We start from the raw sequence: 12,724 nt of genomic DNA, 5'->3' as shown, positions 1-12,724 counted from the left end.
CAGCGGCGTCACCGTGGCCTCGGCGTCCATCGCACTGGGAGCGCTTCCAAAATCAGTCGCACGGAATCGGAAAGGCACCATCATGGCGAAGAGGAAAGCGCTTGCCGTAGGGCTTGCGATCGGCGCGAGCGTGGCGCTGCTGGCGGCCGGTTGCGGTGGCGGTGAGCAGGCGGCGGACGGCAAGGTCACGCTGACGATCAAGACCTTCGGGCAGTTCGGCTACGAGGACCTGATCAAGACCTACGAGTCGTCGCACCCGGGCATCCAGGTCAAGCAGGACAACATCGCCAAGCTCGCCGACTACACGCCCAAGCTGCAGCAGTGGCTGACCGCCGGTAGCGGCGCCGGCGACGTGGTCGCGCTGGAGGAGGGCATCCTGATCAAGCTGATGGGCAAGCCCGATCAGTTCGTCAATCTGCTCGACCAGGGCGCCGGTGAGCTGAAGGGCAACTTCCTGGACTGGAAGTGGCAGCAGGCGCTGACGCCGGACGGCAAGAAGCTCGTCGGTCTCGGGACCGATATCGGTGCTCAGGGCATGTGTTACCGGACGGACCTGTTCGCGAAGGCCGGGTTGCCGACGGATCGGGCGAAGGTCGGTGCGTTGTGGCCGACGTGGGACGGCTACCTGGCCACCGGCAAGAAGTTCGTTGCCGCGGGCACCGGCGCGAGCTACTTCGACACCGTCGGCGGCGTCTACCAGAACATCCTCATGCAGCAGGGCGATACGACGTACTTCGATCGCTCGAACAAACTGATCGCGGACAGCAACCCCGGCGTACGGGCTGCTTGGGACCAGTCGGTCGCGATGGTCGGCGCCGGGTTGTCGGGCAAGCTGCAGATGTGGAGCCCGGCGTGGAACGCGGGCTTCAAGAAGGGCACCTTCGCCACCATCCCGTGCCCCGCGTGGATGCTCGGCGTCATCAAGGACCAGGCGGGCCCGGAGAACGCAGGCAAGTGGGATGTCGCCCGGGTCCCCGGTGAAGGCGCGGTGCGCGGCGGGTCGTTCCTCGCCGTACCGGCCCAGAGCAAGCACCCGAAGGAAGCCGCTGAGCTGACCAAGTTCCTGACCAGCCCCGCCGGCCAGATCGGCGCCTTCAAGGCCAAGAACAATTTCCCCTCGGCACCTCAGGCCATCGACGACCCGTCGGTCTCCAGCGCGGTCAACGACTACTTCAACAAGGCGCCGGTCGGCAAGATCTTCGGCCAGTCGGCGAAGGAGCTCAAGCCGGTCTACCTCGGCCCCGACAACCAGGTGGTCGGCGACGGCATCGGCGACGCCCTCACCGCGGTGGAGCAAGGCAAGTTGCAGCCCGACGAGGCCTGGACGAAGGCGATGTCGGACGCCAAGCGGGCTGTGGAGAAGTGAGCGCAACAGTCAATCGCTCGCCGCGTAAGAGCCCGCCGCCCGCCGTCAAGGCGGCGGGCGGCGGGGGCGGGCTGCCGCCCGGGCACGCGCGCGTGCGGCGCGCTACCGGGAGAGGTGAGGCTGCGGCGTCCTGGCGGAATCGCCTTGACCTCCATGGGTCGCCGTACTTCTTCATCACTCCGTTCTTTGTCTTGTTCGCGCTCTTCGGGGCGTTTCCGTTGGTCTACACCGCATGGGTTTCGTTGCGGGCTTGGGATCTCACCGGGGACGCGGGGTTCGTGGGGCTGCGGAACTACTCGCGGCTGGTGGGGGATCCGGACTTCTGGAACGCGATGGGGAACACGCTGGGATTGTTCGTGTTGTCGACCGTTCCGCAGTTGTGTTTCGCGTTGGTGATCGCGGGGTTGCTGAACCGGCCGATCCGGGCGTTGATGATGTTCCGGCTGGGGGTGCTGGCGCCGATCGTCACCTCCGTGGCGGCGGTGGCGATCGTGTTCGGGCAGCTCTACGGACGCGACACCGGGTTGGTCAACGGTCTGCTGGGGCTGGTCGATATCGGGCCGATCGACTGGCAGGCGAGCAAGGCGTCGTCGTGGGTCGCGGTCGCGAGCATGGTCAACTGGCGGTGGACGGGGTACAACGCGTTGATCTACCTGGCGGCCATCCAGTCGATCCCGCGCGACCTGTACGAAGCGGCCCAGATCGATGGGGCCGGCGCGATCCGGCAGTTCCGGGCGATCACCGTGCCGCTGATCCGGCCGGCGCTGATCTTCACCGTGGTGATGTCGACGATCGGCGGCATGCAGTTGTTCACCGAGCCGCTGCTGTTCGGCCAGGGCGACATCTCCGGCGGCAGTCTGCGCCAGTTCCAGACGATCGCGATGTACATGTTCGAGCAGAGCTTCCAGAACTTCGACTACGGCTACGGATCGGCGATCGCGTGGGCGATCTTCCTGCTGACCGTGCTCGCCGGCGTCGCCAACGCGCTGATCGCCAGGCGCTGGAGAGGCGGTAGTACCCAATGAGACGGCAGTACCTACTGGGACGGCGTACCCGAGGCAACTCCCTCGTCTACCTCACCCTGCTCGTCAGCCTCGTGCTGTCGGTCTTCCCGCTCTACTGGCTGTTCGTCGTCGCCACCCGCTCCAACGACGTCGTCGGCCAGATGCCACCGCCGCTGCTCCCGGGCGGCAACCTCGGCGACAACGTCGGCCGGCTCTTCAACGCCGAGGAGGCCCACTTCGCCCGCGGGCTGGTCAACTCGATGGTCGCCTCGGTCGCGGTCACCATCTCGGTCGTTTTCTTCTCGTCGCTGGCCGGCTTCGCGTTCGCCAAGCTGCGGTTCAGGGGCCGCAACACACTCCTGATCGCGGTGCTCGCGACGATGATGGTGCCGGTCCAGATGGGCATCGTGCCGCTGTACATGGTGATGGTGAAGCTCGGCTGGCAGAACCAGCTCCAGGCGGTGATCGTGCCGTTCCTGGTCTCCGCCTTCGGTGTCTTCCTGATGCGCCAGTACGCCGAACGCGCAGTACCCGACGAGCTCATCGAGGCCGCCCGGCTCGACGGCTGCAGCACCTTCGGGCTGTTCGTCCGAGTGGTGTCGCCGGCGCTGCGCCCTGGCGCCGCAGTACTGGGGTTGTTCACCTTCATGAGCACCTGGAACGAGTTCCTCTGGCCGCTCGCGATCCTCGAGGCGGACAACCCGACGGTGCAGTTCTCGCTCAGCCAGCTCGCCACGCAGTACTACACCGACTACACGCTGATGTTCTCCGGCACGCTGATCGCGACGGTCCCGCTGCTGCTGGTGTTCATCCTCTTCGGCCGCCAGATCATCGGCGGCATCATGGACGGAGCCGTACGGTCGTGACCGGGTTAAAGTCTGGACCAGGCAAGACGAAGGAGAACGACCAGGTGACGACCGAGACTCCCAGACGGCAACCCACGCTCGACGAGGTCGCCGAGCGGGCCGGGGTGTCGCGATCGGCGGCGTCCCGGGTGATCAACAACGCGCCGCACGTCAGCCGCGCCAAACGCGAGGCGGTACGCCGGGCCGTCGACGATCTCGGCTACGTGCCCAACGCCACGGCTCGTGCGCTGGCGACTCAGCAAGCGGGCTCGGTCGTGCTCGCGATCTCGGGCGACGACCCGGGCATGTTCGCCGACCCGTTCTTCGCCGAGGTGGTCGTCGGCGTCAACTCCGTCCTGGAGGAGACCGAGCTCGAACTGATGCTCTCGCTCGCCACCTCCTCCCGCGGCCAGGCGAGGTTGGAGCAGTTGCTCCGCACCAGGCAAGCCGACGGCGTCATGCTCATGTCCCTCCACGGCGACGACCCCCTGGCCGCCCTGGCCGCCAACGCCTCCGTGCCAGTCGTCTTCGGTGGCCGCCCGCTCAACTTCGAACCCCGGTACTACGTGGACGCCGACAACCGCGGTGGCGCCCGACTCGCCACCGAGCATCTGGTCGCGGCCGGCCGCCGCCGGATCGCCACCATCACCGGCCGCCTCGACGAGGGCGCCGGCATGGCCAGGCTGCAAGGCTTCCAAGACGCCTTGGCCGTCGCCGGCCTGGACAACACGCTGGTCGAGAACGGTGAGTTCCGCGAAGACGGCGGCAGCATCGCGATGACCAAGCTGCTCGATCGGGCCCCCGACCTGGACGCTGTCTTCATCGCCTCCGACCAGATGGCGATCGGTGCCCTCCGGGTCCTGGCCCGGGCCGGCCGGGACGTCCCCGGCGACGTGTCCATCGTCGGCTTCAACGACATCACCAGCGCTCGCCACACGGAGCCTCCGCTGACCACGGTCAACCAGCCGATCCACGCGCTGGGCCGTGAGATGGCCCGCATGCTGCTCGCGCTGATGTCCGGCGACCAACCGAGCCCGCTGATCCTGCCGACGCAGTTGGTGATCCGCTCGTCGGTCTGAGCTCTGGGAGGTTTGTCGTCAGCCGTGCAGGGTGGGGTGGTAGATCAGTTCCTGGGTGCGGCCGTCGAAGGTGTGGCTCTCGATCAGTTCGAGGTCGAAGTCGGCCGCGCCCTGGAAGATCGGCTCCACGCCGGTCTGACCGGCGATCACCGGGAACACGGTGATCTGCACCCGGTCGACCAGGCCGGCGGCCATCAGCGCCCGGTTCAGCGACAGGCTGCCGTGTGACCGCAACGGCACGTCGGACTCCTCCTTGAGCCGGGCGACCACCTCGACCGCGTTGCCCTTGACAACGGTCACGTCCGGCCAGTCGAACGGTCCGTCGAGGGTCGAGGAGAACACCGTGGTCGGCATGCTCCGCATGGCCGCGTTCACCGGGTCGAGCGCCTCGGCCGGAATCTTGCTCAGGCCGACCATCTGCTCCATCAGCCGGAAGGTGTTGGCGCCGAAGACCATCCGCTGCTGCTCGGCGTACTGCGCCAGCCGGCGATCCAGGAACTCGTCGCCGGCCTTACCCCAGTACGGTCCCCAGTCGGCGGCGTCGTACGAGGCGAAGCCGTCGAGGCTGGAGAAGATGTCGAAGGTGTAGGTCGCGGCCATGGTGCTCTCCTTCACTGCGTCGGGCGGCCCGGTGGGCAGCTGCTCGTCCCTTGGTCGAACGGCTCGCAGGGGAATCGACAGCGCCTGCCGAATACTTTCCGACGACAGGGGACAGCCCGGTTTGCGGACTGGAGGGTTCTGGATTGCGACACGACGGTGATGTAGTTGACACGGCGAGGTTGCTGGTGTTGGCGGGGTGCGTGGTGCAGTATGGACCTCGCCGTCCGGGATCGACGGTGGTTGTTCGAGAACGCTGGGGAAGGCGCAGCTCGAACACAGGAGGTCCCGGTGGCGACGACTCGTGGCGTTTTATACGTCCACACCGTGCCGTCAGCGTTGTGCCCTCATGTTGAGTGGGCAGCGGGCGGCATACTAGGCGTGCCCGTGAAACTCGACTGGACGCCGCAGCCCGCGGCGCAGGGAACGTACCGGGCAGAGCTGTCGTGGCAGGCCGAGGCCGGCACGGCGGCGAAGCTGGCCTCGGCTCTGCGCGGCTGGCAGAAGCTGCGCTTCGAGGTCACCGAGGAGCCCAGCAACGGAGTCGAGGGCGAGCGGTACTCCTTCACCCCGACGCTCGGCGTCTTCCACGCGACCACCGGGGTGCACGGCGACATCATGGTGCCCGAGGAACGGCTGAAGGCAGCGATGCTGAAGGCGTCCACCGGCGAGGCGGATCTGACCGAGGAGGTCGAGCGGTTGCTCGGCCGCCCCTGGGACGACGAGCTCGAACCGTTCCGGTACGCCGGTGACGGCGCACCCGTGCGCTGGCTGCATCAGGTGGTCTGAGCGGAACCTGAGAAGTTCAGAAGAAAGCCCGTGAGAGCAGGACAACCAGCGCGATTTGCACGATGCTATGAACAAGCTTCCCGTTGATCGGGACCAAGAAGTGGCCGCTGGGCCACCGGGTGTCGGGACACCCCCGGTTGTCACACACAGCGGCCGCACCACGTGAAAGGGCGCGGACCTCACGGTCCGCGCCCTTCTTTTTGTATTACAGCGGAATGTTCCCGTGCCGCCCGCGAACGCGTCCGCCGGACTCTGCGGCAGCGATTGCAGCAGCCAGGGCCGAGCGTGTCTGCACCGGCTCGACGATCTCGTCGACGACGCCGATCTGACGGGCACGCTCGATACCGCCGGCGATCTTCTCGTGCTCGGCGGCCAGCTCGGCCTCGACCTGCGGGCGCAGATCCGGTTCGACCTCGGCCAGCCGGCGCCGATGCAGGATCCGGATGGCCGCGACAGCACCCATGACGGCAACCTCGGCCCGCGGCCAGGCGAACACCCGGGTCGCGCCGAGTGAGCGCGCGTTCATGGCGATGTACGCGCCACCGTAGGTCTTGCGGGTCACCAGCGTGACCCGCGGTACGACGGACTCCGCGAACGCATGCAGCAGCTTGGCGCCCCGGCGTACGACGCCGTCCCACTCCTGCCCAACACCCGGCAGATACCCAGGTACGTCGACCAGGACCACCATCGGCACGCCGAACGCGTCGCACATCCGCACGAAGCGAGCAGCCTTCTCCGCCGACAACGCGTCGAGACAACCGCCCAGCCGCAACGGGTTGTTCGCGATCACCCCGACGGTACGACCGCCAAGCCGCCCGAGCGTCGTGACGATGTTCGGCGCCCACCGCTGATGCAGCTCGACGCCGGACTCCTCGTCGAGCACCCCGCCGACCAGCGGGTGGACGTCGTACGCACGCTTGGCCGACTCCGGCAGGAAGCCGGACAAGTCGGTGTCGGAAACCTCATCCGCCACCGAGCCGGGGTTGGCGAACAGATCCGCCAGGCTTCGCGCCTTCTCGATCGCGGCCGCTTCGGAGTCGGTGGTGATGTGCACGACGCCGGACCGCCGCCCGTGCGGCTCAGGTCCACCGAGCCGCAGCATGTCGACGTCCTCGCCGGTGACCGAGCGGACCACGTCCGGGCCGGTGACGAAGATCCGTCCCTCCGGCCCGAGGATGACGATGTCGGTCAGCGCCGGCCCGTATGCCGCACCACCCGCCGCGGGGCCAAGTACGACTGAGATCTGCGGGATCTTGCCTGACGCCTGCGTCATCTCGTAGAAGATCTTGCCGACCGCGTGCAGCGACAGCACGCCCTCGGCCAGCCGCGCGCCACCGGAGTGCCACAGCCCGATGATCGGCAGCTCCTCCTCGCGTGCCACCTTGTAGGCCTGTACGACGACCTCGCAGCCCTCGTCGCCCATCGCGCCACCCATCACGGTGGCGTCGGAGCAGAAGGCGATCACCTGAGCGCCGGCGATCGTGCCACGTGCGGCGAGCATGCCGGACAGGTTGTCGGGGGTGATCAGTTCGAGCGTGCCCGGGTCGAACAGCGCGGTGAGCCGGGAGACCGGATTGCGGGGGTCCTCTTCGCGCGGCAGCTTGACCGGCTTCACAGGTGCGGTGGTCATGGGCATCTCCCGGGGTCGGAAAGGCGCGGACTGATCAGTGGGCCGGGGACAGGGGCCCCGGCCCACTCACAGATCAGACCGATTGACTGCACCAGCCTGATTCACTGGATCAGATTGATTTGAAGGCCAGGGCGACGTTGTGGCCGCCGAAGCCGAAGGAGTTGTTCAGCGCGGCGATGTCCCCGTCGCCGAGCTTGCGCGGCTCGGTGGCGATGTCGAGCTCGACACCGTCGTCGACCTTGTCCAGGTTGATCGTCGGCGGTACCAGCCGGTGGTGCAGGGCGAGCACGGTGGCGATCGACTCGACCGCTCCGGCGGCGCCGAGCAGGTGGCCGATCATCGACTTCGGCGCGGTCGCCACGGCGGTGTCGGCGACCTTGCCGAGCGCCTTGCGGATCGCGATCGCCTCGGCGACGTCGCCGGCCGGGGTCGAGGTCGCGTGCGCGTTGATGTGCACGATGTCGCCGGTGGCCAGGTCGCCCTCGCGCAGCGCCTGCAGCATCGCGCGCTCGGCGCCCGAACCGGTCGGGTCGGGCTGCACGATGTCGTGACCGTCGGCGGTGATCCCGGCGCCGGCGAACTCGGCGTAGATCCTCGCGCCGCGGGCGACCGCGTGGTCGTAGTTCTCCAGCACCAGGACGCCGGCGCCCTCACCGAGCAGGAAGCCGTCGCGGTCGACGTCCCACGGACGCGACGCGCGCTCGGGGTCGTCGTTGCGCTTGCTCAGCGCCATCATCTGGCCGAACGCGGCCAGCGGCAGGCCGGCGATCGAACCCTCGGCGCCACCGGCGACGACGATGTCGGCGCGGCCGAGCCGGATCTGGTCGGCGGCCAGCGAGATGGCCTCGTTGCTCGACGCGCAGGCGGAGACCGGGGTCTGTACGCCGGCCAGCGCGCCCAGCTCGAGGCCGACGTTCGCGGCGGCCGAGTTCGGCATCAGCATCGGGATCGCCAGCGGGGAGACCCGGCGCGGACCCTTCTGCAGCAGGTCGTAGTTGGTCAGCGTGGTGAGCAGGCCGCCGATACCGGTGGCGATCGCCACGCCGAGGCGGGTCTTGTCCAGCTCGACGTCGGCCAGGCCGGAGTCGGCCCAGGCCTCGCGGGCGGCGACGACGGCGAACTGCGCGTTGCGGTCCAGCCGGCGGGCCTTGACCCGTTCGATGATCTCGGTGGGTTCGACAGCGGCCGGAGCGGCGATCTTGACCGGCAGCTCCTCGACCCAGTCGGCGGTGAGCAGCTTGGCGCCGGACTTACCGGCCAGCAGCGCCTCCCAGGTGCTGGCGACGTCGCCCCCGACCGGGGTCGTCGCTCCGAGCCCGGTGATGACGACTCGGGTCTTCGACATGGTTACCTCATCCTTCGGCGTATCAACGGGTGGGGGAGGCCGGTACGGCGTACCGGCTGGGGCTGCCGCAGCGGCTCACCGGATGCTGAGATCCGGTGAGCCCGCGACGGCTGCCAGCACGATCGAGACGGGTCTCGATCAGCCGTTCTGCGCGCGCTCGATGAACGCGACGGCGTCACCGACGGTCTTCAGGTTCTTGACCTCGTCGTCGGGGATCTTGACGCTGAACTTCTCTTCGGCGGCGACGACCACCTCGACCATGGAGAGCGAGTCGACGTCGAGGTCGTCGGTGAAGGACTTGTCCAGCTGGACGTCCTCGACCGGGATGCCGGCGATCTCGTTGACGATCTCGGCGAGGTCGGAGCGGATCTCTTCGGTGCTGGCCATCTGTGTGGTTCCCTTTCGGATACGTGCTTTGTAGGTACTGCGAGCCGGGATCGGCCACCTGAGCCGCCCCGGACAACTATGGGCTACCGCGCCCCCGTACTACGGGAGCCGGATCACCTGGGCGGCGAACGTGAGTCCCGCGCCGAAGCCGATGATGAGGGCGACGTCCCCGCTCTTCGCCTCGCCGTTCTCGCGCATCGTCGCGATCGCGAGCGGGATCGAGGCGGCGGAGGTGTTGCCCTGCCGCTCGATGTCGCGGGCGACCTTGACGCTCTCGGGCAGCTTCAGCGTGCGCCGCATCGCGTCGGTGATCCGCATGTTCGCCTGGTGCGGGATGAACAGGTCGAGGTCCTCGGGCTTGACGCCGGCGACGTCGAGCGCCTGCTGCGCGGTCTTGGCCATCTCAAACGACGCCCAGCGGAACACCGGGTTGCCGTCCATCGTGAGGTGCGGCCACTGGTAGCTGCCGTGCGCCTCGACCCAGGACTCCTTCTGGCTGATCACCTCGTGCTGGGTGCCGTCCGAACCCCAGACGACCGGGCCGATGCCCGCCTCGTCGGACGGTCCGACCACGGCCGCGCCGGCGCCGTCGGCGAAGATGAACGCCGTCCCTCGGTCGGTCCGGTCGGTGATGTCGCTGAGCCGCTCGACCCCGATCACCAGCACGTACTTCGCGCTGCCGCCGCGGACCAGGTCGCTGGCCATCGCGATGCCGTAGCAGAACCCGGCGCAGGCGGCCGAGACGTCGAACGCGGCCGCCGTCGGGGCGCCGACCGCGACGGCGATCTGGGTCGCGATCGCGGGGGTCTGGTACAGGTGCGTGACGGTCGCGGTGATGACACAGCCGATCTGCGCCGGGTCGATCCCGGAGTCGGCGAGGGCCTCCTTGGCCGCGTTCGTCGACATCATCAAGATGGTCTCGTCCTCGGAGGCCCAGCGGCGCTCCTTGATCCCGGAGCGGGTCTGGATCCACTCGTCGCTGGAGTCGATCTGCTCCAGGATCTCCGAGTTCGGCACCACTCTGCGCGGCCGGTACGAGCCGAGGCCCAGTACTGCGGCGTGCGCCGCTCCGGTCGACTCTGCGATCTGTCCGCCCATGTCAGTTCACTCCACTCGGGTGCAGCCGCACGAGCGGCTGTCCAGGGGCGACGGGGTCGCCTTCTTCGACCAGCCACTCGACCACGCTGCCGCCGTGCGGCGCGCGGACCTCGACCTCGTCACGCAGGCTCTTCACCAAGGCGACCACCTCACCGGCCTCGACGGTGTCGCCCGACTCCCGGGTGACCTGTCCCTCCCGGGTGAAGGTGCCCTTGATCGGCGCGACCAGCAGCCGCCACGTCGGCGACGCGTTGATCTCCGACGGGCTGCCGTGCTTGTCCACGAACGCGCGGGCGTCGTCGAGCTGGTCCGGCGTCTTCAGCGCGAACACCTCGACCCCCTTGAGCGCGCGCCGGGCGATCCCGGTCAGCGTGCCGGCCGGGGTCATCTCCAGGATGCCGGTGACCTGCAGGTCGGCCATCGTCTGCATGCACAGGTCCCAGCGGACCGGCGCGTTGACCTGCTGCACGAGCCGGCGCAGGACGTCGCGGCCGTCGTGCACGATCTGGCCGTCGCGGTTCGAGATCAGCCGGGTGCGCGGGTCGTGCGTGGTGATGGAGCGGGCGTAACCGGCCAGCGTCTGGACGGCCGGCTCCATGTGCTTGGTGTGGAAGGCGCCCGCGACGGACAGCGGGATCAGCCGGGTCTTCTCCGGCGGGTCGGCCTGGAAGGCGGCCAGCTCCTCGACCGTACCGGCGGCGACGATCTGGCCGGGGCCGTTGTCGTTGGCGGCGGTCAGCCCGTACTTGTCCAGCTTGGCGAGGATCTCCTCGCGGTCACCGCCGAGCACCGCGGTCATCGAGGTCGGCGTCAGGGCGGAGGCAGCGGCCATCGCCTTGCCGCGCTCGCGGACCAGCACCATCGCCTGCTCACCGGTGATCACACCGGCGCCGACGGCGGCGGCGATCTCGCCGACGCTGTGGCCGGCCAGCGCGCCGATCTTCTCGAACGAGTCGCCCGGGTGCGGGAACAGCGCCAGCGCGGACAGCATGCTGGCGGCGACCAGCAGCGGCTGCGCGATCGCGGTGTCGCGGATCGTGTCGGCGTCGGCCTTGGTGCCGTAGTGGGCGAGGTCGAGACCGGCGACCGCGGACAGCCAGTTCAGCCGGTTCTCGAAGACGGGGTCGGCCAGCCACGGCTCGAGGAATCCTGGGGTCTGGGCGCCCTGTCCGGGCGCAGCGATGACGAGCACGAGAACAACTCTCCCTGAGGCAGCCGGTTCGCGGAGCACAATGCGCCACGAATTCTACCCGCAGGACTTTGTAGGGTTCCTACAAAAACGACGATCCGGGCTCCGGGTTGAGCAGGCGCCCGAGGGTCAGTGCGACACGTAACGTGAAAGCGTCTCGGGGATTCGACGGCGAGTAGCCAGTGAGTTCGCCCACACGCTTCAACCTGTACCGGACGGTATTGGCGTGGATGAACATCGCCCGGGCCGTCGCCTCGATGGAACCACCGGAGTCCAGGTAGGTCGAAACGGTGTCGAGTAGTACTCCGTCGCCCATTGTGAGCGGGCCGTAGACGTCCGAGGCGAGTTGGCGGCGGGCATGACCGTCCCCGGACAGCGATCGCTCGGGCAGCAGTTCGTCGGCCTGGACCGGCCTCGGGGCACCTGGCCAGGCGGGTGCGGCGCGGAGGCCGGCGACCGCAGCCCGGGCACTGGTGACCGCTGACATGAGGTCCTTGACAACGGGTCCCACGACGATCGGGCCGGGTCCAAACCAGCCCGCCAGTTTTTGTACGATCTCGACAGGTTTGCTCGTACCACCGAGTACCACCACCAGCCGGTCGCCCTGCATCGCGCACAGCGCGTCGGCTCCTGCCTCGCGGGCGGCATGGCGTACTGCGTCTGCGACGTTGGCGCTGCCGGACTCGGCCTCGAGGGCTCGTCCGACGACCACGGCGACCTCCGACGACGTGCCGCCGGTGGTACTGGTGCCGGTCCAGCCGAGGGCCGAGGCGCGGGATCGTACGGACTCGTCGGCCTCGCCGCGGATGACCGAGTCGACGACGAGCGCTTCGAGCCGGGCGTCCCAGGCGCCGCGCATCTCGGCGGCCTGGGCGTAGATGGTGGCGGCGGCGAAGGCGACCTCACGGGCGTACCGCTGCATCGACTCGCGGACGGCCGGTACGTCGTCGGCCGGGAGCAGGTCGCCGATCGTCTGCTCGATCATCTCGATCGTGGTGCGGAGCAGGTCGACGGTCTGATGCAACGAGATGACCCGGGTGAACTCCCGCGGCGCCGACCCGAACATCCGCGTCGGCATCGAAGAGTGCGCCTCAGGATCCCGGAACCAGTCGACGAAGGCGGTGATCCCGGACTGCGCCACCAGCCCGATCCACGACCGGTCCTGCGCCGACAGCTTGCTGAACCACGGCAACTTCTCATCCATCGCCGCAATAGCAGCCGTCGCCAGCGCCCCGGTAGCCCCCTGCAACCGAAGCGCCCGCGCCTCATGCGCACTGATCCTCCGCTTCCCACCCACACCCCGACCCTACAGAGCCCACCCCTACCCCCTCCCCAACCACCAGCCACCCCGCCCCACCCCGCCAGAGTCGCCCCGCCCGCCCCGCCCGCCCCGCC

General features: G+C 68.6%; 12 protein-coding genes. 5 read left to right on the top strand and 7 right to left on the bottom strand.

Features of this window, described 5'->3' with window-relative positions; all coding sequences use genetic code 11:
- Positions 1-82 precede the first annotated feature (82 nt).
- Genes ABD768_RS13770 through ABD768_RS13755 form a run of 4 tightly spaced genes read left to right on the top strand, consistent with a single transcriptional unit; the run spans position 83 to position 4,294 of the window.
- Positions 83-1,366, top strand: a complete 1,284-nt coding sequence (locus ABD768_RS13770) for an ABC transporter substrate-binding protein (protein ID WP_344840751.1) — start codon at positions 83-85, stop codon at positions 1,364-1,366.
- Positions 1,363-2,391: a carbohydrate ABC transporter permease gene (locus ABD768_RS13765; protein WP_344840750.1), complete on the top strand. Its 1,029-nt coding sequence runs from the start codon at positions 1,363-1,365 to the stop codon at positions 2,389-2,391. The genes ABD768_RS13770 and ABD768_RS13765 overlap by 4 nt, the downstream gene beginning before the upstream one ends.
- Positions 2,388-3,236: a carbohydrate ABC transporter permease gene (locus ABD768_RS13760; protein WP_344840747.1), complete on the top strand. Its 849-nt coding sequence runs from the start codon at positions 2,388-2,390 to the stop codon at positions 3,234-3,236. The genes ABD768_RS13765 and ABD768_RS13760 overlap by 4 nt, the downstream gene beginning before the upstream one ends.
- A gap of 44 nt (positions 3,237-3,280) precedes the next feature.
- The gene (locus ABD768_RS13755; protein ID WP_344840745.1) at positions 3,281-4,294 is read left to right on the top strand and encodes a LacI family DNA-binding transcriptional regulator; all 1,014 of its coding nucleotides are present in this window, start codon (positions 3,281-3,283) and stop codon (positions 4,292-4,294) included.
- Positions 4,295-4,312: 18 nt separating this feature from the next.
- On the opposite strand, the gene ABD768_RS13750 is transcribed toward ABD768_RS13755, so the two are convergent.
- Positions 4,313-4,894 carry a dihydrofolate reductase family protein gene (locus ABD768_RS13750; protein ID WP_344840744.1) on the bottom strand — a complete coding sequence of 194 codons (582 nt, stop codon included), beginning with the start codon at positions 4,892-4,894 and terminating at the stop codon, positions 4,313-4,315.
- Between the two features lie 288 nt (positions 4,895-5,182).
- Between ABD768_RS13750 and ABD768_RS13745 the strand changes: the two genes are divergently transcribed.
- Entirely contained in the window at positions 5,183-5,680 is a 498-nt protein-coding gene (locus tag ABD768_RS13745) for a DUF3145 domain-containing protein (protein WP_343977321.1), read from the top strand.
- A 205-nt stretch (positions 5,681-5,885) separates the two neighbouring features.
- On the opposite strand, the gene ABD768_RS13740 is transcribed toward ABD768_RS13745, so the two are convergent.
- From ABD768_RS13740 to ABD768_RS13715, 6 genes are all read right to left on the bottom strand, one after another.
- Positions 5,886-7,310 (bottom strand): acyl-CoA carboxylase subunit beta, encoded by a 1,425-nt coding sequence (locus tag ABD768_RS13740; protein ID WP_343977324.1) that lies wholly within the window; start codon positions 7,308-7,310, stop codon positions 5,886-5,888.
- Positions 7,311-7,419: 109 nt separating this feature from the next.
- Positions 7,420-8,655, bottom strand: a complete 1,236-nt coding sequence (locus ABD768_RS13735) for a beta-ketoacyl-[acyl-carrier-protein] synthase family protein (RefSeq protein WP_344840741.1) — start codon at positions 8,653-8,655, stop codon at positions 7,420-7,422.
- Between the two features lie 138 nt (positions 8,656-8,793).
- Positions 8,794-9,042, bottom strand: a complete 249-nt coding sequence (locus tag ABD768_RS13730) for an acyl carrier protein (RefSeq protein WP_270131318.1) — start codon at positions 9,040-9,042, stop codon at positions 8,794-8,796.
- A 99-nt stretch (positions 9,043-9,141) separates the two neighbouring features.
- Complete coding sequence (locus tag ABD768_RS13725) at positions 9,142-10,140, bottom strand: beta-ketoacyl-ACP synthase III (RefSeq protein WP_343977333.1); 999 nt, start codon at positions 10,138-10,140, stop codon at positions 9,142-9,144.
- Position 10,141: 1 nt separating this feature from the next.
- A complete protein-coding gene (locus tag ABD768_RS13720) occupies positions 10,142-11,332 on the bottom strand; it encodes an acyltransferase domain-containing protein (RefSeq protein ID WP_343977336.1) in 1,191 nt (396 codons plus the stop codon).
- A 79-nt stretch (positions 11,333-11,411) separates the two neighbouring features.
- Positions 11,412-12,626 carry a PucR family transcriptional regulator gene (locus ABD768_RS13715; RefSeq protein WP_343977339.1) on the bottom strand — a complete coding sequence of 405 codons (1,215 nt, stop codon included), beginning with the start codon at positions 12,624-12,626 and terminating at the stop codon, positions 11,412-11,414.
- Positions 12,627-12,724 lie beyond the last annotated feature (98 nt).

Origin of the sequence: Kribbella ginsengisoli, assembly GCF_039537185.1 — a bacterium.
Lineage (GTDB): Bacteria > Actinomycetota > Actinomycetes > Propionibacteriales > Kribbellaceae > Kribbella > Kribbella koreensis.
Note: the sequence above shows the minus strand (reverse complement) of the source record. Positions and strands in the feature narration are given on the sequence as shown.

Bases quoted from the DNA above. Each gene is read 5' to 3' on its own strand.
- ABD768_RS13770 (WP_344840751.1), top strand. From the start codon at position 83: ATGGCGAAGAGGAAAGCGCTTGCCGTAGGGCTTGCGATCGGCGCGAGC.
- ABD768_RS13760 (WP_344840747.1), top strand. From the start codon at position 2,388: ATGAGACGGCAGTACCTACTGGGACGGCGTACCCGAGGCAACTCCCTC.
- ABD768_RS13750 (WP_344840744.1), bottom strand. From the start codon at position 4,894: ATGGCCGCGACCTACACCTTCGACATCTTCTCCAGCCTCGACGGCTTC.
- ABD768_RS13740 (WP_343977324.1), bottom strand. From the start codon at position 7,310: ATGACCACCGCACCTGTGAAGCCGGTCAAGCTGCCGCGCGAAGAGGAC.
- ABD768_RS13735 (WP_344840741.1), bottom strand. From the start codon at position 8,655: ATGTCGAAGACCCGAGTCGTCATCACCGGGCTCGGAGCGACGACCCCG.
- ABD768_RS13730 (WP_270131318.1), bottom strand. From the start codon at position 9,042: ATGGCCAGCACCGAAGAGATCCGCTCCGACCTCGCCGAGATCGTCAAC.
- ABD768_RS13725 (WP_343977333.1), bottom strand. From the start codon at position 10,140: ATGGGCGGACAGATCGCAGAGTCGACCGGAGCGGCGCACGCCGCAGTA.